The sequence below is a fragment of the Shewanella xiamenensis genome (assembly GCF_014647135.1).
In the GTDB taxonomy this organism is placed as follows: domain Bacteria; phylum Pseudomonadota; class Gammaproteobacteria; order Enterobacterales; family Shewanellaceae; genus Shewanella; species Shewanella xiamenensis.
Window position 1 is genome coordinate 1 of record NZ_BMOP01000018.1, and the last position, 23,845, is coordinate 23,845.

Annotated in this window: 24 protein-coding genes; 8 read left to right on the forward strand and 16 right to left on the reverse strand. The window is 46.8% G+C overall.

From position 1 onward, the window contains the following. Window positions 1-564 precede the first annotated feature (564 nt). The 12 genes from hemB to rraA all read right to left on the reverse strand — a co-directional run bounded on the left by hemB (window position 565) and on the right by rraA (window position 11,281). A complete protein-coding gene (gene hemB / locus IEY09_RS14665; RefSeq protein ID WP_037422636.1) occupies window positions 565-1,575 on the reverse strand; it encodes a porphobilinogen synthase in 1,011 nt (336 codons plus the stop codon). Window positions 1,576-1,584: 9 nt separating this feature from the next. Further along, complete coding sequence (locus tag IEY09_RS14670) at window positions 1,585-3,462, reverse strand: sensor domain-containing diguanylate cyclase (RefSeq protein ID WP_037422639.1); 1,878 nt, start codon at window positions 3,460-3,462, stop codon at window positions 1,585-1,587. Then, entirely contained in the window at window positions 3,455-4,258 is an 804-nt protein-coding gene (locus IEY09_RS14675; RefSeq protein ID WP_037430960.1) for a TatD family hydrolase, read from the reverse strand. Before IEY09_RS14675 ends, IEY09_RS14670 begins: the two co-directional genes overlap by 8 nt. Then, complete coding sequence (locus tag IEY09_RS14680; protein WP_188871633.1) at window positions 4,258-4,788, reverse strand: hypothetical protein; 531 nt, start codon at window positions 4,786-4,788, stop codon at window positions 4,258-4,260. The genes IEY09_RS14675 and IEY09_RS14680 overlap by 1 nt, the downstream gene beginning before the upstream one ends. Before the next feature lie 44 nt (window positions 4,789-4,832). Then, window positions 4,833-5,582, reverse strand: coding sequence for a twin-arginine translocase subunit TatC (gene tatC, locus IEY09_RS14685; protein ID WP_037422645.1), 750 nt, complete (start codon window positions 5,580-5,582; stop codon window positions 4,833-4,835). 3 nt (window positions 5,583-5,585) lie between these two features. Beyond that, window positions 5,586-6,035, reverse strand: coding sequence for a Sec-independent protein translocase protein TatB (gene tatB, locus IEY09_RS14690; RefSeq protein WP_037422648.1), 450 nt, complete (start codon window positions 6,033-6,035; stop codon window positions 5,586-5,588). 6 nt (window positions 6,036-6,041) lie between these two features. After that, entirely contained in the window at window positions 6,042-6,290 is a 249-nt protein-coding gene (tatA, locus tag IEY09_RS14695; protein WP_188871635.1) for a Sec-independent protein translocase subunit TatA, read from the reverse strand. Window positions 6,291-6,349: 59 nt separating this feature from the next. Beyond that, the gene (gene ubiB / locus IEY09_RS14700) at window positions 6,350-7,999 is read right to left on the reverse strand and encodes a ubiquinone biosynthesis regulatory protein kinase UbiB (RefSeq protein WP_037422654.1); all 1,650 of its coding nucleotides are present in this window, start codon (window positions 7,997-7,999) and stop codon (window positions 6,350-6,352) included. Further along, window positions 7,996-8,616, reverse strand: a complete 621-nt coding sequence (locus IEY09_RS14705; RefSeq protein WP_088586589.1) for a ubiquinone biosynthesis accessory factor UbiJ — start codon at window positions 8,614-8,616, stop codon at window positions 7,996-7,998. The genes ubiB and IEY09_RS14705 overlap by 4 nt, the downstream gene beginning before the upstream one ends. Next, window positions 8,616-9,371 carry a bifunctional demethylmenaquinone methyltransferase/2-methoxy-6-polyprenyl-1,4-benzoquinol methylase UbiE gene (gene ubiE / locus IEY09_RS14710; protein ID WP_037422660.1) on the reverse strand — a complete coding sequence of 252 codons (756 nt, stop codon included), beginning with the start codon at window positions 9,369-9,371 and terminating at the stop codon, window positions 8,616-8,618. The genes IEY09_RS14705 and ubiE overlap by 1 nt, the downstream gene beginning before the upstream one ends. Before the next feature lie 241 nt (window positions 9,372-9,612). Continuing rightward, window positions 9,613-10,665, reverse strand: coding sequence for a formimidoylglutamase (locus tag IEY09_RS14715; protein WP_188871637.1), 1,053 nt, complete (start codon window positions 10,663-10,665; stop codon window positions 9,613-9,615). A gap of 130 nt (window positions 10,666-10,795) precedes the next feature. Further along, window positions 10,796-11,281 carry a ribonuclease E activity regulator RraA gene (gene rraA, locus IEY09_RS14720; protein ID WP_037422666.1) on the reverse strand — a complete coding sequence of 162 codons (486 nt, stop codon included), beginning with the start codon at window positions 11,279-11,281 and terminating at the stop codon, window positions 10,796-10,798. Window positions 11,282-11,604: 323 nt separating this feature from the next. Between rraA and IEY09_RS14725 the strand changes: the two genes are divergently transcribed. From IEY09_RS14725 to IEY09_RS14740, 4 genes are all read left to right on the forward strand, one after another. After that, on the forward strand, window positions 11,605-11,853 hold the full coding sequence (locus tag IEY09_RS14725; protein ID WP_011073879.1) for a YgjV family protein: 249 nt from the start codon (window positions 11,605-11,607) through the stop codon (window positions 11,851-11,853). A 351-nt stretch (window positions 11,854-12,204) separates the two neighbouring features. Beyond that, entirely contained in the window at window positions 12,205-12,717 is a 513-nt protein-coding gene (locus IEY09_RS14730; RefSeq protein ID WP_188871639.1) for a phosphatase PAP2 family protein, read from the forward strand. A 73-nt stretch (window positions 12,718-12,790) separates the two neighbouring features. Next, entirely contained in the window at window positions 12,791-13,831 is a 1,041-nt protein-coding gene (locus tag IEY09_RS14735; RefSeq protein WP_188871641.1) for an MJ1255/VC2487 family glycosyltransferase, read from the forward strand. Between the two features lie 140 nt (window positions 13,832-13,971). Further along, on the forward strand, window positions 13,972-15,414 hold the full coding sequence (locus IEY09_RS14740) for a thioesterase (protein WP_144376563.1): 1,443 nt from the start codon (window positions 13,972-13,974) through the stop codon (window positions 15,412-15,414). A gap of 63 nt (window positions 15,415-15,477) precedes the next feature. Here the strand turns inward: IEY09_RS14740 and IEY09_RS14745 are convergent, their stop codons facing one another. The 4 genes from IEY09_RS14745 to IEY09_RS14760 form a co-directional block, all read right to left on the reverse strand. Then, window positions 15,478-16,089 carry a DedA family protein gene (locus tag IEY09_RS14745; RefSeq protein WP_069454161.1) on the reverse strand — a complete coding sequence of 204 codons (612 nt, stop codon included), beginning with the start codon at window positions 16,087-16,089 and terminating at the stop codon, window positions 15,478-15,480. A 168-nt stretch (window positions 16,090-16,257) separates the two neighbouring features. Further along, complete coding sequence (locus tag IEY09_RS14750) at window positions 16,258-17,178, reverse strand: manganese-dependent inorganic pyrophosphatase (RefSeq protein ID WP_188871642.1); 921 nt, start codon at window positions 17,176-17,178, stop codon at window positions 16,258-16,260. A gap of 130 nt (window positions 17,179-17,308) precedes the next feature. Further along, a complete protein-coding gene (locus IEY09_RS14755; RefSeq protein ID WP_188871644.1) occupies window positions 17,309-17,770 on the reverse strand; it encodes a NanQ anomerase/TabA/YiaL family protein in 462 nt (153 codons plus the stop codon). Between the two features lie 127 nt (window positions 17,771-17,897). Further along, on the reverse strand, window positions 17,898-20,291 hold the full coding sequence (locus IEY09_RS14760; protein ID WP_188871647.1) for a TonB-dependent receptor plug domain-containing protein: 2,394 nt from the start codon (window positions 20,289-20,291) through the stop codon (window positions 17,898-17,900). Between the two features lie 306 nt (window positions 20,292-20,597). Between IEY09_RS14760 and IEY09_RS14765 the strand changes: the two genes are divergently transcribed. From IEY09_RS14765 to IEY09_RS14780, 4 genes are all read left to right on the forward strand, one after another. Beyond that, on the forward strand, window positions 20,598-21,653 hold the full coding sequence (locus tag IEY09_RS14765) for an alpha/beta hydrolase (RefSeq protein WP_188871649.1): 1,056 nt from the start codon (window positions 20,598-20,600) through the stop codon (window positions 21,651-21,653). A 141-nt stretch (window positions 21,654-21,794) separates the two neighbouring features. Beyond that, window positions 21,795-22,370 carry an LON peptidase substrate-binding domain-containing protein gene (locus tag IEY09_RS14770; protein WP_188871650.1) on the forward strand — a complete coding sequence of 192 codons (576 nt, stop codon included), beginning with the start codon at window positions 21,795-21,797 and terminating at the stop codon, window positions 22,368-22,370. Between the two features lie 52 nt (window positions 22,371-22,422). Next, the gene (locus tag IEY09_RS14775) at window positions 22,423-23,340 is read left to right on the forward strand and encodes a pseudouridine synthase (protein WP_188871652.1); all 918 of its coding nucleotides are present in this window, start codon (window positions 22,423-22,425) and stop codon (window positions 23,338-23,340) included. A 147-nt stretch (window positions 23,341-23,487) separates the two neighbouring features. Further along, window positions 23,488-23,844, forward strand: a complete 357-nt coding sequence (locus tag IEY09_RS14780; RefSeq protein ID WP_188871654.1) for a hypothetical protein — start codon at window positions 23,488-23,490, stop codon at window positions 23,842-23,844. The last annotated feature ends 1 nt before the right edge of the window (window position 23,845 follow it).

Consider the following 23,845-nt stretch of genomic DNA (forward strand, 5'->3'; position numbering starts at 1 on the left):
AGGTCAGGTGTGTAAGCGTTGTGAGGCGTTGAGCTAACTGATACTAATGACTCGAGAGGCTTAACCATACAACCCAGATGGGTTTTGCTAAGTAGCACTTAGCTTGAATATGAACACTTAAGAAGTGTGAACTCAAAACAGCTTTCTAAATTAACAAATAAAGGTTAATTACGCAGGTAATTGTACGGCAGACAAAGCCGTGACGAGCGAAGGGCGGAGTGTACGGTAGTACATGAGTACTGGAGTGAGGAAACAATGCCGTCAGACGTAGAATTAACCAGTAAGAATTTGCTTGGTGACAATAGCATTTCATCGCCAAGCGCCTAATTAAACAATGAAGCCAGCTGAATAAGCTGGCTTTTTTGTTTTAGCCGTTTGTAATTTCATTCTCTCTATTACTACTTCCTATTCATTACTTCCTTTTATTCACTTCTGCGATGACGATAGTTATTACCTACATATCGATTTGACCGACAGAGCAATAGTTTCAAAGGCTTTCTTCGAGCTAATAAAAAGGGCAGCGTTTGGCTGCCCTTTATGCTTAGAATTGGTTTCTAATCTCGATTATTTAGCTTCTTTTAGCCACTGTGCTGCACGTTTGGCGAAGTAGGTAAGGATGCCATCGGCACCGGCACGTTTGAAGCATAGTAGCGATTCCATGACGATAGCCTTTTCAGCTAACCAGCCATTTTGGATCGCGGCCATGTGCATGGCATATTCACCACTCACTTGGTAAGCAAAAGTAGGAACAGCTAACTCAGTTTTAACACGATGAACGATGTCGAGATATGGCATACCTGGTTTTACCATCACCATATCAGCACCTTCTTGGATATCGAGCGCCACTTCGTGTAGTGCTTCATCACTGTTAGCTGGGTCCATTTGATAGCTATGCTTATTGCCACCTTTTAGGTTGCCTGCTGAGCCAACTGCATCACGGAATGGGCCATAGTAGCTCGAAGAGTATTTGGCTGAATAGGCCATGATCTGGGTATTAACATGGCCAGCTGCTTCCAGTGCTTGACGGATCGCGCCGATGCGGCCATCCATCATATCCGATGGCGCAACAATATCAGCGCCTGCTTCGGCATGGGACAAGGCTTGTTTAACTAAAATTTCTGTAGTGATGTCATTCAGGATATAGCCTGTTTCATCAATAATGCCGTCTTGACCATGGGTCGTGAAAGGATCGAGAGCCACGTCCGTCATAATGCCAAGTTGTGGGAAGGCTTTTTTGAGTTCACGTACAGCACGTTGCACTAGTGCGTCAGCATTGTAAGCTTCTTCTGCCATGAGAGACTTTTTCTCTGCAGGCGTGACAGGAAAGAGGGCAATTAAGGGGATGCCTAATTCAACAAGTTCTTCTGCTTCTTTGAGCAGTAAGTCGATTGAATAACGCTCCACACCTGGCATTGAAGCGACTTTTTCGCTGCGATTACTGCCTTCGAGCACAAACATAGGATAGATTAGGTCATTCACTGTTAGGTGATTCTCTGCCATCAGGCGACGGCTAAAATCATGTTTGCGCATGCGGCGCATTCTGCGCTGTGGGAAGGCACTGGTAATGATATTCACATTAGACTCCTAATTAGGTTCTGTTTGCGCTGGCGCATACAATTTCACTTGATTGCGTCCGCTATTTTTTGCTTGATAGAGGGCTTTATCTGCCTGCTCTAATAATTCGGTACTGTGTTGTTCATTTAAGATTACGTCGGCACTCACGCCGATACTGACGGTGAGTGGTATGGGTTTTCCTTCCCATTCAAGGCCGATACTAGTCACTGCATCTCTTATATTTTCAGCGACTTGAAGCGCACCATCCGCGTTGGTATTGGGGAGAATAATAGCAAACTCTTCTCCACCAAAACGTGATACTAGATCCGTTGGTCGTTTTAAATGCTGCTGCAATGTCTTCGTGATAAGTTTTAGGGCTTGATCACCCGCTAAATGGCCAAATTGATCATTGATAGATTTAAATCGATCGATATCGATCATTAATAGTGCTATTGGCGTTTCTTGACGACGACTTATACGGCTTTCTGCTAATAGGCGTTTATCGAAGGCACTGCGGTTTTTAGCCCCCGTTAAGCTGTCTATAGTGCTTTGTTCTGTGAGCTTTTGATTAACTTCATGCAATTCGCGCAGGGTAATTTCAAGTTCCAAAGTGCGCTCTTGCACCATTTGTTCCAGTCTTTCGTTAGTTTCTGCTTCTACTTTTAATGCATCTTCACGTGCGCTACGAATTTTTTGTGCTTGTTTTAGTGCTTCTTGTTGAATGCGTTGTTTGGCTTTACGTTCGTCGTTATAGCGGATAGCAAGCACGAGTGACATAAAGATGATTTCAAAGGTTAACCCCAGCATTACAGGTGTCTGAGGTTTGATATTCAGCTCGATAACGCCTAAATACAGTAAGCTACTCAGGCACGCACCTGTCAGCATACTCACCCAGCCAACAGTATAAAGTTTGGCTAATTTTTGCCCTCTAGCGGCTTGAATAATTGCGAGTATCATCATAATGATACTGAGCACGACAACCGAGATAATCTCAATATAAAGTACAGTGCCATAACGCAAAAAGGGAACTAATAAACAGATTAAAAGGATATAAACGGCACTATAACGGCACATCAATAGCATGCGGCGATTATAGTATTTTAATTGTAAAATTTTTTCGGTAAACATTAAGGCGAAAGCCATAACCAAAGGGAGTAGCACAGGAACCATTAGTTGCTGCAATGTTGGCCAATTAGGCCAGAGGAAGCGGAATGCGAAACCATTAATCGTGGCAACTAAGAGAGTCATGCTAAGGACGTAGCCGGAGTAATAGCTGTAACTGAATGAACCAGAAGCTAACGCGATAAATAGACTGAATATACCGATGGCGGCGAGTACCCCAAGCTGAAATCCATGTTCGACAGCTGTTGATTCCGCTATTTGTGCCAAATCGTTGGCTGACCATAAATTTAAAGGAACGGCCGCATTGCCTTCGGTTTCAATATGTATATAAAAGGTATGTTGTTCATTGGTGTTAATTTTAAAAGGGTATAGAAAAATATTACTCAGCAGTGGACGCTGTTTATAGGGAAGTGTATCTCCCATATACGTTGTGTTGACGAGTTGGTTATCTACAAGATGGTAAATAGTTACTTTATCTAATAAGGGATTATCTAAGGCAAGAATGCGTGAAAGGCTTTCGTTGTTACTACTAAGATTAACAGACAGCCAAAAATTATGCAGGCTAAGACGTTGAATATCCTTACTGGTAAACTTATGCCATTGTGCCTTGGGAAGTGCTTCAATGTCCGCTAACTGACTTTCAGAATGGGGATGAGTCACCATTAGCCAAGGTGTTAGACTGAGCGGCGTCGGAGTGTGTTCATTGATGTTGATTATGCTTGCGAAGCTGCCCGATGATATGAGCATGCTGATAAGCAAAACCAATAAGCAACTTAATTTAGCCATTCTGTTGACTCAAATTAAAAAACGCTAGGCTATTTTGATAGCATTGTTTTGCAAATTCAGCCGGATCTTCTCCGCGTAGATTGGCAATATACCGAGCAATATAAGGCAAATATTCGGGTTTATTTTTACTGGATTTAGGCTTAGGACGCATGCTACGCGGCAGTAGATAAGGACTATCTGTTTCGATCAATAAGCGATCTTTTGGAATAAATGGCACTAGCGCTGCTAATTCTTGGCCGCGTCTTTCATCACAAACCCAACCTGTAATTCCTAAGTGTAAATCGAGATCGATATAAGCTTCCATTTGTGCTTGGCTGCCAGTAAAGCAGTGTAACAATGCGCCGCGAAGATGTGGGCGGTACTCACTAACGATGCTTAAAAAATCACTATGGGCATCTCGCTCATGCATCAGAACGGGTTTTTGAAGGTCAATCGCCTGTTCTAATTGGGCGATAAATGCTTGGCGCTGAGCCGGACGGGGGGAAAAGTCTCTATTGTAGTCTAGCCCGCACTCGCCTACAGCAACAACCTGTGGTGCTTCACATAAATTTGCGTGAATTTGTTTGGAATCAGTTTGCCATTCGCTAGCATGGTGGGGATGCACGCCTGCGGTGCAATAAAGCTGGTTAGGGTAGTTTTGGCATAATTGAATTGCTGCCGCGCTTTCACTTAAATCACTGCCAATAACAATTAACGGCGAAACCCCTTGGTCCGCCGCCGCTTGTATGATTTGCGCTATGTCTGGTTCGAGTGCGCTGCCAAGCAAGTTGACAGCGATATCTATATAAGATGACATTATTTTAGGCGTTTTACCCTCACCTTAGCATTACGACTTTCTGTGCCCATTAAGAAAGAGCCAAGCGCAGCTTTTTCGATAAATACTTTTTCACCGACTTTGAGATTGAATTTACGGTTTTCGGTTTGTTTCCAAACTTGGCCATTGGTAAAGGTAATTTTTAAAGCACCGTAGGCATCTTCTGCTATTGACCCCACATCGAGATAAATTTTATCAGTCGTATTCTCTTGAACGCGTTTAACTTCCATACCGAAATTATCTTCGACATTGGTCGCGGCGGCAGCAACAGGAGCTGCAGTCGCCACAGCTGCAGGGGCCGCTACGGGAGTGACAACGGGGGCGACAGCTATCGGTGCCGTGGTGTTATTGGTCACTGTGGTGACTTGAATGCTTGCTGCGAGGTTGTCATAGCATACCAAGCGCTCGAGCTTGTCCGTTATCCCTGCACATTGAGTTAATTGCTGCTCAATACCGGCATTAGCCTGTGCAGATACCAGTAACACTGCACCAGTCAGTAGAGTTAAACGCATCCCAGTTTCCTTATTATTATTTTCCTCTAATGCCGATTGAGGCATTAGTCATTCGTTGGTTGTTCTTCGTCGGTCTCGTCATCAGGTTTACTGTAAAAACGAGCCGCAAATAATCCGCCTTCGAACAATAACAGCATTGGCACGGCAAGCATAGTTTGGGAAATAACATCAGGTGGTGTGAGCAGCATACCCACCACGAATGCGCCGACAATAATATAGGGGCGTTTTTGCTTGAGATCTTCAGGTGTTGTCACACCGGCCCAGCAGAGTAAAACAACGGCAATCGGGATCTCAAAGGATAAGCCGAATGCAAAAAATAATTTCAGTACAAAATCAAGATAGCTGCTGATATCGGTTGCAACTTGTACTCCCTCTGGAGCAGTGTTGGCAAAAAAGCCAAATACAACTGGGAATACAACGTAATAAGCGAAGGCTATACCTAAGTAAAATAGCACTGTGCTGCTAAAAAGTAGCGGCATAACTAAGCGTTTTTCATGCTTATACAAACCCGGTGCTACGAAGGACCAAATTTGAAAGAGCACATAGGGTACGGCCACAAAAAATGACAGAACTAATGTCAGTTTAAAAGGGGCGAAGAAAGGTGCGGCCACATCGGTCGCAATCATACTGCCACCTAAGGGCAAAGACTGCATTAAAGGGATTGCCATGTAATGGTAAATATCATTTGCCCAATACACACTACAAATAAATACAATCAATACACTGGCAATGGATTTAAGCAGCTTGGACCTAAGTTCAAGCAAATGGCTGATAAGTGGCTGCTGTTGCGACATGAATTATCCGTTAGCTTTCGGGTTAGAACGGGTATCCTCGCCCTGAATGGACTCACTATGTGGGGCGGAGGAAGCCGAAGTTGGACTCGCCTCGGTAGAAACCGTTTGGCTTGCAGGATTGTGGATCTGGTTTTCCTGTGCACTGGGAATATCTTGCACTTGGTAAGGACGATTCACTGACTGCGCGGCTTGCTTCAATTGATCGATTGACTCTTGCAGCTCGGGAGAGAGGTTAGATAAACCTTTGCTCTCCGCTTTTTTGAGGTCGGCGTGCAACTGCTCGATCTTTAGCTCTTGCTCAAGTTCTTCTTTGACTGAGTTGGCCATGCGTTTCATCGCGCGGATCCAACTGGTTACTGAACGTACTGCAACCGGTAGACGTTCGGGGCCAAGAACGACCAGCCCCAGAACACCGATCAGCAGCAGCTCCATAAAGCCGATACCGTCAAACATAAAGAGTTACGCCTGTTCTTTGTGAGACTCAGGTTTCTTTTCAGTCGCCTGTTGAGTTGGTTGTGCGGTTTGCACTGGTTTTGCCGCTTCAGTGTCTTCTAGCGCCTTTTTATCTTCTTCTGAAGACATGGCGTTTTTGAAGCCCTTAACAGCACCACCTAAGTCACCACCCAAAGAGCGTAATTTCTTAGTTCCAAACAATAAGACAACGATTAACGCGATGATAAGAAGTTGCCAAATACTAATGCCACCCATGAAGGTATCCTCTTAATTGATATCGGTTCTATTATGAACCTCTGATTAATTAGTGCTAGCTAAAATTTACGATTCTTTGGCCTAGATCGCCATCCGATAATCCACAGTACCGTACCTGAAATCAGGCACACGTAAGGGCTCAACAGTGTAGCGTCTTGGTTGAACAATAACGTGCCACAGATCAATAAAATTGCAGAAGTGATGAGTAAGTAATTACTCTTATGTGCTTGCTGCTGGTATTTCAAATACTTATCTAGCATTTGTTGCTGAGAACTCAGCAATTTCCTACCTAATTTAAGGTTGTCATAAATTAGTTCAGGGAATTCCGGAAGTTTATCAGACCAATATGGCAGTTTTGTGGATACCTTTTTAAACATGGCTTTAGGTCCCACTTGCTCGGCCATCCACTGCTCTAAAAAGGGTTTAGCGGTCTGCCAGAGATCCAGCTGCGGATAGAGCTGACGGCCTAAACCTTCAATATACAGCAAAGTCTTTTCGAGCAGCACGAGCTGAGGCTGCACGACGATATCAAAATGCCGTGCGGTACGGAACAGCTCTAACAACACATGCCCAAAGGATATTTCATCTAAGGGCTTGTTAAACATGGGTTCACACACGACCTTGATGGCTTGTTCAAAAGCTTGCAGATCGGTTTTTTCCGACACCCAGCCCGACTCAATATACAGTTGCGCGATGCGGTGATAATCACGATTGAAAAACGCGAGGAAGTTTTCCGCGAGATAGCGCTTATCGACCTCGCTGAGCGTGCCCATAATGCCGCAATCAAGGCCGATGTAGTAAGGATTTTCGGGATGTTCGCGGGAGATAAAAATATTTCCCGGATGCATATCCGCGTGGAAAAAGTTATCGCGGAACACTTGGGTGAAAAATAGCTCTACGCCCCGTTCGGCTAGCAGTTTAAAGTTTGTGCCTTGTGCCTTAAGTGCAGCGATATCCGATACTGGAATACCGTAAATCCGTTCCATCACCATCAAACGTGGATAACAAAACTCTTCATATACATAAGGAATATAGAGCGCGTCTGAGTCGAGGAAGTTATTACGTAGCTTAATGGCATTGAGGGCCTCAAGCTTAAGGTTGAGCTCCCCTAAAATGGTGACGCGGTAATCTTCAATTACCTCGGCTGGGCGTAGTCGGTTACCTTCGCCAAGAAGATAATCGATGACCTTCGCCGTTTGCGACATCAGCAGGAGATCAGCCTGGATTTTAGTTTCTACGTTCGGGCGCAGCACTTTTAATACCACGGCCTTGCCATTGGATTTAAGCGTGGCGGTATGCACCTGAGAAATCGAAGCCGAGGCTAATGGCGTTTCATTAAAGTCATCAAAGAAGGTCTCGATTGGTGCTTTAAGCTCAGCTTCTATCGCGAGTCGGGCGAGTGCGCCATCGAAGGGAGGGACTTTATCCTGCAACATGGCAAGCTCTGTCGCCCATTCATCACTCAGTAAGTCACGGCGGGTGGAGAGCATTTGCCCTAGCTTGATATACACAGGGCCAAGCTCTTGCATTGCTAGCTTTAAGCGCTCGCCACCGGATTTACCTTTGTGTTTATTACGGATCCAAAACAGACTATTGCGGGCGAGTTTAAAGTACCAAGGGGTCATCTTTGGCGGTAAAACATCATCTAACCCATATTGCAATAGGGTCTTAATCACATGATAACCGCGGCGGATACTGGCAAGGGTCATGGCTTAATTGAGTCTCTTAATTGGGCAATCCGTTGTTCGAGCGCGCGAGTGTCGGTAACTAAGTCATTTATTTGATCGCACAAATGAATAAGCTCAATCCGATGGGGCGCAAGCCGATACTCTTCGATAGCGAGTTGCCCCAAATGGGAGCGGGTTTTACGCAATACTTCAAGTGCAAAACCTTTTGCCTGATGGCTTGTACTGATGAGCTTGTGAGTGGGGCCGTCACCCAAATAACGCGAAATGGGCTCGGCAAAATCAAACTCTATGCTACGTAGATATTGGCTAAAGCTTTGCAATAAGTTCAGATCGCCTTCGAGCTTGAGCTTATCTTGCTTGATAAGTTCAGTCAGGTTGGCACCTTCGGACACGCGATAAAGTGTGGTTGCATCAGCGTGCAGACTGACATCGACATCACCTTCATAGCGACTCAGTACTTGGATTTCTTTGGCAAAGACCAAGTAAATTGGCCAGTTGAGTTGCGTTAATTGAATACGAAATACTTTGCCATGTAGCTGGCGCTGGCGCGCATAGGCGTCGCCCGCTTGGGTCTGAAGTTGTTTCAGACCCATCTCAATAGCGGCGCAGGCAAGTAACACCACTTCTTGCGGCATCATTAGAATTTATAACCACGGTGCAGGGCGACAATGCCATCGGTCATATTGGTGTAATCGACCTGTTCAAAGCCCGCATCCACCATCATTTGCTTAAGAGTGTCTTGATCTGGATGCATCCGAATGGATTCGGCCAAGTACTCATAGCTGTCAGCGTCTTTAGTAATGAGTTCACCCATCTTTGGTAAGACTTTGAAGCTATATAAATCATACACTTTACGCATGATTTCATGCTGGGGCTTAGAAAACTCTAATACCAATAACTTACCACCAGGCTTAAGTACGCGGTTCATAGAACGAAGCGCTGCGTCTTTGTCTGTTACGTTACGCAGACCAAAGGCGATGGTGATGATATCGAAGTGATTATCGGGGAAGGGCAGTGCTTCAGCATTGGCTTGCACGTAGCTGACATTGTTGACAATGCCTTTGTCACGTAGCTTAGTGCGGCCCACTTTTAGCATAGAATCGTTGATATCAGCTAAAACCACTTCGCCTTTATCGCCCACTAAGTGAGAGAATTTAGCGGTTAAATCGCCCGTACCACCGGCAAGGTCAAGCACCTTCATACCCGGACGAGCGCCAGATACTTCAATGGTGTAGCGTTTCCAAAAACGGTGAATACCGAAGGACATAACGTCATTCATGATATCGTACTTGGCGGCAACCGAATGGAACACGCCAGCAACGAGATCGGCCTTTTTATCCGCCTCTACGGTTTTATAACCAAAGTGGGTATTTTTAGATTCACCCTCAGACATCAATGTATTCCTATTGTTTTGCAAAGTATTAGTGGCGAGTGTAAGCCATCGCCTGCATTTGCTGAATCTTTGATCTATCACTCTGTGATCGAGCTAGTAAACTCTCCTCAAGGCGTTAGCTTAAAGAGTTTGGCTTTTGCCAGTGTTTAGTGTGCCGACCCGATAAAATGGACTGGCATTAGACCACAATATCAGGATTTGGTGAATAGCTTCGCGCCCGTAAGGACACAAGCAAACGAGGCTATCGGGCTAAAAATTGGCATCTTGCTTGTACATAGGCATAAATTAACTCGCTGATACTTTGACCCACGTCCCTAAAGCCCGCCTCTATGCCGGCCTCATGACAGCTTGGGGCGGCTTCGGCTAAATGTAAATAAGCACAGGGACATCGGCTGGCGATATAGCTAATGTAGTGGGCGGCATCGAGTAGGGGAATTCCCGCAGCTGTAGAGGCACTGCTCGGCATTTTTGCGATGGCATCGACATCCAATTCTAGCGCTACTGGGAGCGCTGTTTGGTTAAGTTTGTTAGCAATATCCTGTAGCGCCTGCGTCAGGCTAATCTCTCGGCGAATCCAAATTTGTTGCAGACTATGCCAAGTGCCACCAAACTCAGTGAGTTGTTGTAAATTGGCCTCGCTGTTTTTGAGCTCGTGCAAACCTAGCACATGGTAATAACCCAGCGCGCCGCGATTGGCGGCGTAACTAAAGCCATTACCGCTGTGACGCCCTTCGAGCAGGCGAAAATCACTGTGCGGATCTAAATTCACTGCGGCAACTTGGTGTTGATAATGGGCCGAGGTCGCCATTAACAGGCCATAGGCATTGTTGTGGCCGCCACCAATCACTATGGGTTCAAGCCCTGCCGCTTGTATGGCGCTGACTAGTTTAATCACCCGTTCATCGAGCCGCTCAACTGCTTGGCGTAGATGGGTTAGGCTCGCGCCTTCGCCATCCTGTGCCTGTAATTGCAGATCCGCCGTATGAACTTGCCCTAAAATCAGGCATTCGGCGCCCGAAAGAAAACGATTCGACTGTAAATTCAACCACTGGCGCATGCTGGTGGTAAAGGCGTCGGTGGCACCGCCTCTGCCTAGGTTAGCCCGTGGGCCGATATCTTCACCCACTCCGACAATGGCAAATTGTGCACCATGGGCTTTAGCGGTGGTGAGTATCGTTTCTAATGGATGTTCATGGTTAGCCAAGTGTACGCATTGGCCTATTTTGGTCTCACCGGCTCGCGGGCTAACGAGACTGGCGATATCGGCTTGGGTAAATGGGATAAATTCAGACATAGATTAGTATTCTTATCGGGTAGGGACAGGGATATTGTGGCGTACCCAAGGACGAATATTCAATGGTACTTAATGGTATCTGCCAATAAAAAAGCCAGCTTAGCTGGCTTTCTTTCGATGTTATTTAGCATTACTCGATATCGAGTGGTTCTGGCGATAGAATGACGCCAGTGTTATCGGCATAGATATGATCGCCTGGGAGGAAGGTCACGCCGCCAAAGTTGACCGGGATATCGACTTCACCCACTGAATTGCCATCGGCGCCCACAGGAATTGAAGCAAGGGCTTGAATGCCGATGTCTAATTCTTCCAGCGCATCCACATCGCGTACTGAACCGTAAACGATAATGCCTTCCCAGTTGTTGTTGACTGCGATTTCTGCGATAGATGCATCGATCAGGGCGCGGCGTAATGAACCACCACCGTCAACCAGCAAGACTTTACCTTGGCCATCTTCTTGTAAGACCTCGGTGATTAGGCCGTTGTCTTCAAAGCACTTAATGGTGCTGATAGAACCGCCAAAAGAGCTACAACCACCGTAGTTACTGAACATGGGCTCGACTACATCTACGACATCTAAGTACATGTCACATAGTTCTGAGGTGTTGTATTCCATATTTACACTCCTATTGATCCGCGTTGCGTACAGTTTAGCGAGTTTACGCCAGTATAAAAGGGATTCCTGAAAAGAAAAGTGTTATCAATCACGGTATTGTTGCACTTGGACGTTAACACTTATGTTGTAAACTTTCGTCACTTAACAGGTGTTTATCCTCAAAACTTGATATCGGTCATTAAATAACGGTTTTTTATTACAACTCTGTTGCGCGTTTTGGTATTATATCCCAAGTTTAAATTAACTTACTTAACTTAATTTGCTTTAGGGGCAAGGACCCCCCGTTACGCTTATGGACGGTAGAGGGCCTTCGAGAGGTGCCTATGGAAGCTGTAAACACGATTGAAATTATTGGTTATTTTGCCTCAGTAATGGTGGCAATTTCACTTATGATGAAGAATATCATCTGGTTAAGATGGTTAAACTTTGTCGGTTGTACCTTGTTTGTTATCTATGGCGTATTTATTTCAGCCTGGCCTGTTGCGGGGATGAACGCCTTTGTTGCCTGTATCAATATTTACCATTTGACGAAAATTTACCGCGCTAAAGCGCTGGAACAAGCTGTCGCTTGAAGGTTTTCTGACAGTGCTGCCCGTTCATAGCAACTGGGCAGCACTGTATTCTCCCCGTACGTTTTCCCTCTTGCTCCAATTGATCGCTTCATTCCTCGCCATTTTCGCCACAGGTGTCATAAAACTTTAGGCCTGATGTCACTTTACCGTCATCGGCAGTTCTTAGTCTCACCTTAACACTGAGCACTTAAGCCATCTCTGTTTAAGTTGTCGTAGGTTTAGCGTGGGGTTCTATCGTGAAATAGTCGTCTGACAGGGCGTTAACACATGCAGACGCTAACGGCTGTCGAGAGAATGCACTCATTAACATCGCCATGATACTCGCTGGCATGCCAGCAAGGAGCCTGTTTTATGTTGAGTTACATTACAGACTTAGATAAGCGCATGTTTTATCGCATTGTAGGTTTGAGCCAACGTCACGGTGTTTATGACTGGGCGAAGCGGATATCGGCAACTGGAGATGGGCATGTGTATCTGTACCTTGCCGTCGGGTTGATGCTGACACACGCCCAAGGACAGAACCTATTCAATCTGCTGTTAGCGAGTTTTTTGATTGAATTGCCGCTGTACTTATTACTCAAAAATAGCATTCGCCGCACTCGACCCTGTCATGCCTTGGTTGGGTTTGAAAGCGGCTTTGAACCCTCAGATCGTTTTAGCCTACCTTCGGGACACACGGCGGCCGCCTTTGTGATGGCCACAAGTGTGGCGCAGGTGTATCCCGTGGCTGCGCCTTTTGCTTACGTATGGGCGCTCTGTATTGGTGCCTCACGTATTGTGCTTGGGGTGCATTACCCCTCAGATATTGTCGCCGGTGTTCTGTTAGGTACGGGTGCTGTGCTGCTGGTACATCCCGTGATTTAACCCAAATCAGGCGCTTATTCGTTGGGTATCTCCTTGATTCACAAATATTTCATTCACAGTTAAAGGATAAGTAATGCGAATACTCTACGGAGTTCAAGGCACAGGGAATGGCCACCTAAGTCGTGCTCGAGTGATGGCAAAAGCCTTAATTGAACACAATATTCAAGTCGACTTTTTGTTTTCGGGGCGTAAGCCTGAGCATTTTTTCGATATGGAATGTTTTGGGGAGTATCGCGTACAGGCGGGAATGACCTTTGCAACCCACTCTGGGCGGGTGAATGTGCCGCAAACGGTAAGACAAAATTGCTCCTTATCGTTGCTTAAGGATATTCAAGCACTAGATTTGAGTTGCTACGACCTAGTACTGAATGATTTTGAACCCGTATCCGCATGGGCGGCGAGGCGTCAAGGCGTCCCCTCCATTGGGATAAGCCATCAAGCGGCCTTGACGCATCCTGTGCCTAAGTTGGGGAGCACTTGGTTTAATGAGTTACTACTCAACTACTTTGCGCCGGTGGATGTGGCACTGGGGTGTCATTGGCATCATTTTGGTTTTCCGATCTTACCTCCTTTTGTCGAAGTCGATGCCAGTCCCATTGAACATACCCATCAAATTTTGGTGTATTTACCCTTCGAAGAGGCGGATGCGATCGCCGCATTTTTTAAGCCATTTACGGATTATCAATTCTTGGTGTACCACGCTAAGCAGCCGACTGCACCGCTTGCCGACCATATTCTATGGCATGGTTTTAACCGTGACGGATTTAAACAGCACTTAGCGACTTGCGGCGGTGTGATTGGTAATGCGGGATTTGAGCTGGCGAGCGAGGCGCTGACCTTAGGGAAAAAGTTGTTGGTCAAGCCGCTGATTGGTCAATTTGAACAGTTGTCGAACGTGGCAGCGCTCCAATTATTGGGCGCGGGTGACAGTATGATGAGTCTGGATACGGGCGTGGTCAAACGTTGGCTCAAGGCGGCATCGCCAAATCCCATCGCCTATCCACAGGTGGGCGATGCCTTAGTGAAATGGATAGGGAGTGGTCAGTGGCAGAATACTACACCATTGTGCGCCGATCTTTGGAGCCAAGTGAAATTGCCAGACACATGGCGCTAAGATTGATGTGAGCACTGTGATAAAAGGTTATTTCCGCTCTAGCTGGGAATCTGGGGTTAGCGTATAATTTGGCCAATTTGCTGTTAGCCCCAGCAGCGTGTCTTTATTGGCCTAGTCTGGCCACAATTTAGTTGTCATAAATGAGCCTTAAGAAGTTTACTCAGTACAAGTTACTGTTTTTAATGTTGTTGTCCCTCGGTATTTTGCTTCCTTTTATTCCCGACCAAGCCTACCACATGCCCGGCCCTGATACAGCCAAGCAAAATCTGCATGTGATTGAATTTAACGATCAAGGCCAGCCCCACAATGATGGACAATGGCAAGCGCTTAAGGCGCGGATTTTACAACCCAATAATGGCACTGCGCCTGAGTTGCTGATTTTTGTCCATGGCTGGCACCACAGTGCCAATCCCAAGGATGAAAACTTTGTCGCTTTCGAACAGTTTTATCAGCAAATGGCGGCCTCTGATTCTCAACGAAACTTGCTCGGCTTATACATCGGCTGGCGGGGAGATAAGTACGATCCTTTCTGGCTCGATGGTTCAGATGATGCTACTAGTTGGATTGAACCATTGGATTTCCCGACTATTTTGCAGCGTAAAGCCGTAGCAAAACGCATAGGGCAAACGGGTTTATCGCAGTTACTGGATAAATTGGATGGATTGGTCGCTGAGCATCAGCTACTGCGTTATACCGTTATCGGTCATAGTCTTGGTGGCTTAGTCGTGTTGCACGCCAGCAAAGATAGAATTAAGGCGGCTATCGATACTGAGCAAGATAACCCGAATCTATTCTTACTGTTAAACCCCGCCGCGCCAGCGCAGGATTTTAAGCCGCTCGATACTTTGATGAGCTTAGATAGGCAAAAACCGAGTATGGTGGTGTTGCAATCTAAGGGCGATTTTGCGGTAAAAGAGGCGTTTAATTACATAAAAGATGGCGAACGGGCACTGGGTAACTCTTGGGCAATAACCCATGATATCGATAAATGTTCAGGCGGTAACTGTGCTACGCCGATGAAAATGCCTTCAGCATTAATGGCTCACGATCAGCTTCCCGGTTGTATGATGACGTTGCCGCATTCGGGCTGGAAAATTCGAGCCCGCTTACAGGCAAGGCGCAGTGTGCAGACCTGTCCCGATGCCAATATGCAGGCGGTTTGGGTGCTCGCTGTGTCCGATGAAATTGTCTCTGGGCATAATGGGATCTTAACGTCGGATCACGCTAAGGCGCTGTCCGAGGTGATGGGTATGATTGATTTATATCGAAATCAATTGCCTAAACATGCGGTTGAAAGCCCAGCGAATGAAGATTTAGCCACCCTTGCGCCAGAGCCTGAAGCCACAAATACAACCAGTGGCCAAACGAGTACTCCAGACGAGCCTGTGGTTATTGTTGAACCTGTTGCTGAAGCTGAAAACCCATCACAGCAACCAGAGCCTCCAGTACCGATTAAGGCAGAATCAACCTTGGAATTGCCACAGCGGGAAGGTGTAAAGGAAGAATCGCCACAGGCTAATCCAGCGAATGAGCATCAACCGCTAGAGGAAACGCCACCTCGACCTAAAGTTGAGAATGAGTAACTCATTACTACAATTGGGTTACCACAATCTCGGCGGTAAAATGAGCATATGGAAGTGCGCACTTTATTGATTTTTCATTTGCCATTTACGCCAACTTAGCAGCAGTAACGAGATTAGCAACAGGCTAACGATCGCCCATGTAGGGTATTTATGTTGATGATAAAACGCGAGTATTGGGGCGATTTCATCGCGGATTAACACTGGCCCTAGACTAAAAAGAGTCACCCAAATGCTGGTGGCGAGTAGGTTGCCCATCACAAATTGTTTAAAAGGCATCTTGGCCAGCCCACAACCTATAAACATAAATTGCTTAAGCCCTTCGACAAAGCGGCTGAGCACTAAGGCTGCAATGCCATATTGGCCAATCACATCATGAATTTTGTCTTCTAGTTTGGGTTTTATCCAACCTTTTCGCAGCAATACCTCGCCAAAGCGTCGACCAATAAAATAACCCAATGTATTGCCACACAGGGCTGCACCGCTGGCTACGATCAAAACTAATGAAAGTGACATTTGCCCCGTAGCCGCCAGTAAACTGGCAACAATGAGTAAGGATTGTCCTGGGGCTGGAATGCCAAATCCCTCGACGGCAATAGCGATAAACAGAAGCAGATAACCGTATTGCTGCAACCAAGGGGTCATTTCGGTAATAAGGTGTTGTAAGACTTCTGGCATGATGAAAACAGGGAGCAGGAATGAATAATCCCATCTTACTCGGCACTGCCAAATTTAGGGTAGCTTTATGAGCAAAGTTTCATACTGATTTTATGGAATGGAGCATATCGAAGGCACAAAAAAGCCGAACTGAGTTCGGCTTTTTAGGCATTACGACTTAATGGTCGCCTAAGCGAAAGCGGCCTGCAGTTGTGGTACAACTTGCTTCTTACGGCTTAATACACCGTCTAACCACACTTTGCCATCAACTGGAGTTTTACCGTAGGCGCGGTTAATCAGATCGGTATCGTCAGAAACCACTAACAGTTCTGAGCCTTCTTTCATAATGTCGGTCAGCAGTAACAGTACGCTGTGGCGGTTACCTTCAACCTTCAGTGCTTTGATATCGGCTTCTAGTTCGGCTTTGATTGCATCAAATACTGACAGATCAATTACTTCTAATTGGCCGATACCCACTAAGTTACCGTTCATGTTGAAGTCTTTAAAGTCGCGCATCACGAGGTCGCGTGCTGGCGTGCCTTCAACAGCCGATTTTACCTTGAACATTTCCATGCCCAGGGCTTTAAAGTCTTCAACGCCAGCGATTTCAGCTAAGGCTTCAACACAGCGAATGTCCGCTGTGGTGCAGGTAGGGGATTTGAAGATCACTGTGTCGCTCAGGATGGCGCACATCATGATGCCAGCGATATTTTTAGGGATGGCGACTTGGTAAAAGTCGTACATCATCTTGATGACTGTGTTGCTGCAACCAACAGGGCGGATCCAGCACTCTAAAGGCGTATCAGTGGTCAGATCGCCTAATTTGTGGTGATCCACAATACCTACGATGGTCGCTTGAGCGATATCGTCCGGTGCTTGAGTCAGTTCTGAGTGGTCAACAATGTAGACCTGCTCGCCAGCATAGCTGGTTTTGTATTCTGGCGCTTCAAAGCCAAAACGCTCCAGAATGAAAGCGGTTTCGGGTGATAATTCACCTAAACGTGCGGCAACGGCTTCTTCACCGATTTGGTTTTTTAGATAAGCTAACGCGATAGCACCACAGATTGAATCAGAATCGGGGATTTTGTGACCGACAACGTACATAGGCATTTCAGGGACTCTCCTTTAAATTTGTGGCAATTTTAACAATATTTCGTCCGATTCGGAAATAGCCAAAGCGCATATCACTGCGCCTTAAGCGGCTATTTCTGTCAAAACTTAGGCATTGTTGACTCAGATTTTAGATTTTCACTTTTATCACGACTTTACGCACCGCTGTCGGTGTATCACTCGTGCCGGGCATATGCATATCGCCGGGGAAAAATAATGCGAACATACCTGCCTTTAGTTGAATGTAGGAGGCGTTGGCTTTATTCGACTCGTAATCGAACTCGGCGTAATCGTGCTTTTCGAAATAAGGTTTTGATGGGGTTTGGTCGACCAATGGTAGATAGCCAAACTCTTCTTCGCCACTGACCACATACTGCACATCGATGTATTTTTGATGTACTTCAAAGGGTTCGGTCGATTGTGGTTTGGTGTGGTAATCGTTGACTATCACGAAAATATCTTCGCCATCGAGGGGATAATTGCCAACGGGCAGTTGGCTAAAGTCAGTGCTGGCAAGATGCGCTAATGCCGTGGCAATGCGCGGGCTGAGTGATTGATAAATATGGCGATTAGCTAAGGTATCGACAATCATGGGGTACTCGATATGGCGTAAGTAAATGAGTGAATTGTAAAGATTATAATCAGTTCACCGCCGTTAGAACATAAGCGATAGACATAAAAAAACAGGCCATAAATGGCCTGTTTTCATTGTTTGCGGCTTAGTAAGTGTACTTGGCCTCGAGGAAGTAGTATCCCCCATTAAATCCAAACGGTGTATTGGTTAACGGATAGACGAAAATACCATTGAAGTTATTGTCATCTGGGCGTTTTTCAGGATACACATCAAACAAGTTTTGCACGCCAGCGGTGAAGCTTAAAGCATCGGTTGCGGCGTAGCGCACGGATAAATCCATCACCCATTGGTCGCTGTAATTCACATCACCCGTTGAGTAACCCACAGTGTAATCGCCGAAATAGCTGAGGCGAATATTAGTCTTAAAGTTACCTAATTCATGGGTCAGACCTAGGTTACCCGTATTGTGCGGCGTGGCCGAGGTCATGCGGGTTTGTTCGATATTATCGAAGAGTTTAGGGCCGAGTCCGTCCAAAATTTCAGGGAAATGAATATCTTGGATTTCAGTTTTGTTATAGGCGTACGCCAAGTTAGCGCGTAAATCGCCCCAGTTGCCGAGATCAAAATCTTGGCTCACCACTAGATCGACGCCGCGAGTTCGGGTATCGACGGCGTTAATAAAGAAGCGCGCCGATTCCGCATTGGTATTGGCCAGCGCCGCTGCAACTGCGGGCGAGTCGTTTGGCGTCACTGAGCTTGAGAGGATAATCCTGTCATCGATTGAAATCTGATAGGCATCCAAGGTCAGGGCTAGACCCGTATCATTGGTGTAGACCAAGCCTAAACTGAAGGATTGCGACAGCTCTGGGTCGAGCTCGTTAATGCCTAGCGCCTTAGTCACAGGTGATAAGGTGTTGAAAGTGCCTGATTCTGTTGGCACTAACTGGCCCGTAGTCGGATCAGGATTAAACAGGGTCGAGATATTGCTGAAGTACAGTTGTTGTACGCTCGGCGCTCTAAAGCCTGTGTTCACTGTGCCGCGCAGGGCTAAATGGTTGGTGAAGTCGTAACGGCCTGCGAGCTTCCAACTGGTGTTGCCACCAAAGTCAGAATAGTTTTCGTAACGAAGCGCCGCCGCCCAATAAAACTCTGTGGTTAATTGGTTTTCAAGTTCGACATAAACACCGGTATTGTCGCGAGTCTCATCGACTTCTGATTCAGGCGTAAAGCCAGTGAAGCCTTGGCTGCCCGCGGCACGGTTATCATAACCGCCATTGATATAAGAACCCGGTTCGCCCGCCTCAATCTGATAACCGTTTTGGCGCCAAGAGACACCCGTTGCCACTAAGATCTCTGAGTCATTGGCAAAGTTATAGTAGCGCGAGATATCGATGTTCAGGTTTGCTTCGCTGGTGGACAGGGTGCCCGCATCGAATTCCGTCGGGCTATCTGGGCCGAGTGATGCGTTTAGGGTGTTTACAATGTTGTATTCGAACGAGTTTCCGCCATAGCCCGCTGAAGTATCGATATTCCACTCGCCGAGATTGAACTCATAGCCCAGCACGAATGATGAGTCGATGATCTTAGGATTGATCTGCGGTAAAAAGCCGTCGGGATAAAGCTCGGTCAAGTTACGGGCATCGAGCGCGCGGCGATAAAATGCGCCAGATTTGGTTTCACGTTGGCTAATGCCACCAAAGGCATAGAGTTTACTGTCGTTTGAGAAAGGCTGGGCCGCGTTGATAAATAAGCCTAAGTTATCGTATTCGGCGTCGCCCACTTGGTGGCTCTTACGGTTGAAAGTCGCTTCGCGTGGATCAGCAGAACCATCTGGCAGCTTAGGATATTGTTGGCGTGGATCTAAGCCTGCGCGGTTGGTGCTGTCTTTATGGTGAGCTTCAACGCCAATATTCACAAAACCGTCGTTGTTTAAACTGATCCCGTGGTTCACACCTACGCGCCATTGTTCACCGTCACCCAGATAGGTTTGGCCCGCTTGAGCCGAGACGCTACCGCCTTGGTCGTTGTCTTTTAAGACTACGTTGATAACACCAGCAATCGCATCTGAGCCGTATTGTGCCGAGGCGCCATCACGCAGGATTTCAATGCGTTTAATGGATGTCATCGGGATTGCGTTCAAATCGACGTTAGATGAGCCCTTGCCGACAGTGCCGCTTAAATGCACCAGCGCCGAACCATGGCGGCGTTTACCGTTTACCAGTACTAGCGTGTGGTCTGGCGACAGGCCGCGTAAGCTGGCAGGACGAACCGCATCTGAGCCATCGGTCACCGATGAGAAGGGGAAACTGTAACTTGGCGCGGCAAATTGCAGCGCCTTAGCGGTTTCGGTCATACCTGTGGATTCGAGTTGCTCCGCGGTAATGATATCGACGGGGGCAACGCTGTCGGTTGCGGTGCGCAGAGCGATCCGCGAGCCGACGACTTCAATTTTCTCAACGTTGCTGGCCTGTTCTTCTGCGTGTACGACAGGAAAAACCAAAGTTGAAGATACTGCTAATGCGATAACGGCTGGACGCATAAAACCTCTCAATGTGGATTAACCTTAAGCTGGAACGAAAACATTGAACCAACGAAAGTAACAATTCGATAGGGCGAAGGTTATCACTGTAACAATTGTTACATCTAGACAGAAAAGAACTAACTCAGAGCTTACTGTTCTAGATAATCATTTAAAGCTAGTCGAATATGTCGCCACAGCTCATGTGATTGGCTAAGTGAATAAAATCATCTAGATCCATTAGGTTTGCTGAAGGTTTATCGCGCTTGGCGGCTGTGTTTTAATGGCCGTAAACCTCAGGTTTGAGGCACTTTAAGGAGTTAAGTTTTGCCCGCATTACGCTTTCTTGCAGGTCCTACGGCCTTTAACATTATCAGGGAGCAAGGTCTGCATCCCGATGCTTTTACACAACTATTGGCGGCATCCGGTGGACCCAAATGGTTAGGGATTGCGGGTCTTGATAAGTATCTTTTTGCTGAATTTTTTAAAGATAGGCAAACGCCGCTATACACCTTAGGGGCATCCTCTGGCGCCTGGCGTTTAGCCTGTCTAGCGCAGCAGGATCCACTACAAGCCTACGCACGTTTAGAGGATTACTACATTGGCCAACGGTATGAAACGATACCGACACCGCATGAGGTGAGCGAGCAGGTAAAGGATATAGTCCAAGGTATTCTCGGCGAGACGGGTGGGTGCGAGATAGTCAATCATCCCTTTATTCACAGTCACTTAATTGCCTGCCGCGCTAAACACATCAATCGTCTTAGCCATAAATTGCCATTAGCCGCTGGGCTGGCGATGGCGGCTGCGACCAACCTCATTAGCCGCAAAACCTTGGGCTGGCATTTCGAGCGGGTGGTGTTTAGCCAGCAAGTGGCAGCATCACCTTTTAAGCAACTTGACGATTTACCCAGCCAGCAGGCGAGGCTCACCGAGGCCAATATGGATGCTGTGATGTTGGCAACGGGATCTATTCCATTAGTGCTTGCGTCAGTCTCACGGATTGATGGCGCGCCCGCGGGGCAATACTATGATGGCGGCATCACCGACTATCACTTCGATTTGCCCTTATCCCATACTACGGGATTGACCCTGTACCCGCATTTTTATCCCCATATGAGCCCTGGATGGTTCGATAAATTGTTAACCTGGCGCCGTGCTCAAGGTAATTATCATAATGCCTTAATACTTGCGCCTTCGGCGGAGTTTGTGGCGTCACTGCCTTTTGGTAAGGTGCCCGACCGTGAAGACTTTAAACAACTGGATACGGCGCAGCGGATGCAGTATTGGCGCAGTGCCGTTGCCTTAAGCGAGCGCCTTGCTGACGAATTTGCCGAAGTGTATGCAAAGGGCAATGTCGCAGCACACTTAACGCCGCTGTAGGGTGAGAGGGGTAAACTCGGCCTAAATGCTTTTTACCGTCAGCGACTTTAGGAAGGAAATTATTTCTCCTGCTACACTCTAAATTAATAAGGTGTGGCTGATTTTTGAGCACATTCTTGTATCAGTGGGCAGGAGGTTGCTATGCAAACACGAGAAATGGCGTTAATTATGCGCGATGCCTTGTTGCTGCCACAGGGAAGGATTGAGGTCCGCGTGGTCGAGCCGGGCCAATTGCGCATGGTCGCAGATGTGTTAAAAGGCAAATACGATTTAGCGTTTGCGGCGAGTAAGCCCAGCGGCAATCCGCCCTGTTATCCGACTGCGACACAGTGCGAGATTATCGATTTTAATCAGTTAGAAGATGATACCCTCAGCATAGTGTTAGAGGGGCGCCAAAGGGTTAGTATTCTCTCCGCGGCGCAAGCAAAAGATAAGCAGTGGATGTCCCGCACTTTGCCTTGCCAAAATTGGCAAGAAGAGCCGATAAAAGGGGAGTTCGAACTGATCAGTGCTGCCCTTGAACAATTCTATGAGGTGAACCCTGACTTACTGGAGTTGTATTCCCAAGTGCATTTAGAGGATGCGGCTTGGGTGAGCCAACGTTGGTTAGAAGTGCTGCCCATGTATAACCGCGATAAGCTGGTGCTGGTGAATCAACCCGATTGCCACAAAACCATGGATTTTGTATTACAACTTATCAAGTCCCATGTGGACTGAAAAACCACACCAAGGCTAAAATAGCGGCTCATTATCGCCGCTAGTTGTTTCTATGACTCAAACCGCCCGTGCCGCCCAACCTTCTTTTGTGGTTCTCCCCCTAGAAGTGGTTGATAAACCAACCGTATTTTCTTTTTTGATCGAGCATTATGCCCATATTGGCGAAGCAGTTTGGCGTCAGCGCATCCTCGATGGCAAAGTGCATTGGCAAGACGGCAGCTTAATTGGATTAGATACCGCCTATCGCCCGACGGCGAGGGCATATTACTACCGTGAAGTCACAGTGGAAGCGAAAGTCCCCTTCGAGTCGCCGATTTTGTTTCAAGATGACAACCTTATCTTAGCCTACAAACCGCATTTTTTACCCGTCACCCCCAGCGGTGATTATGTGAATGAGTGCCTAGTGCACCGTTTACGCTTAAGCACTGGGATAGACACTATCGCCCCTGCCCACAGGTTAGACCGGGAAACCGCTGGCGTAATCCTGATGACGACTCGCCCAGAGACGCGGCATATTTATCATCAGCTATTTATCGATGATGCGATCCGTAAAGATTATCAAGCGATTGCCAAACTCACTCCTGGACTTTTGGCACAATATGCCAGTGGCGAATTAACTTTGCCAAAGCATTGGACGGTCAAAAATCGCATGCAACGCAGCGAACCCAGTTTTACCATGAAAATAGTTGAAGGCATGGCAAATACTCACTCGGAGATAAGCTTGATTGCGATAAAAGGCGAGTTTGGTTTATTTCATTTAAGCCCTATTACCGGTAAAACTCACCAATTGCGGGTGCATATGCAAAGTCTTGGTATGCCATTATTAAATGATCGCTTTTATCCGACATTATTACCTAAAGGGCCGGATGATTTTACCAAGCCACTACAACTCTTAGCGCAGCGATTACGTTTTGTCGATCCAATCAGTGGACGCACGCACGATATTCAATGTGATGGATTAACGCTTTAGTCAGCGGAAAGCATTATTGCCACAATGAAAAAAGTGGGCTAGTGCAATATGATTGTGTGGTTTTCTCAGCGATGATAAGAATACAGACGGAATTACGCTCGCTAGCAGTAAGGAGTCTTGTATTGGTTGTTTGAGGGAAGTAATAGCATGACCAAATCTGCAATCATTTCAATTTTGCTCTGTCTCGCAGTGCTTTTAGGCGCCATGTATGTTGGTAACTGGACGAAACATCCTTATGTTCATGAGTTGACAACAGAGATCCGTAAAGCGAGTGCGGTAATCGAACCCAAAAAGCCAAGTGCAGAGATCATGCAGGAGGATGAGAGTAAAGCCGAATCGTCATCCTCACCAAAGGTCATTTGGGATCAGATGTTAGATAATACCTCGCCGCTAAAGCGTCCCGAGTCACAGCTATTTAATCAGAGCTTACCCAAGCAAGAAGATAGCGCGGTAACGCCAGCTAATTCGGCCGTGGTTGAAAAGCGTGGTGAACCGTTGCAATAAG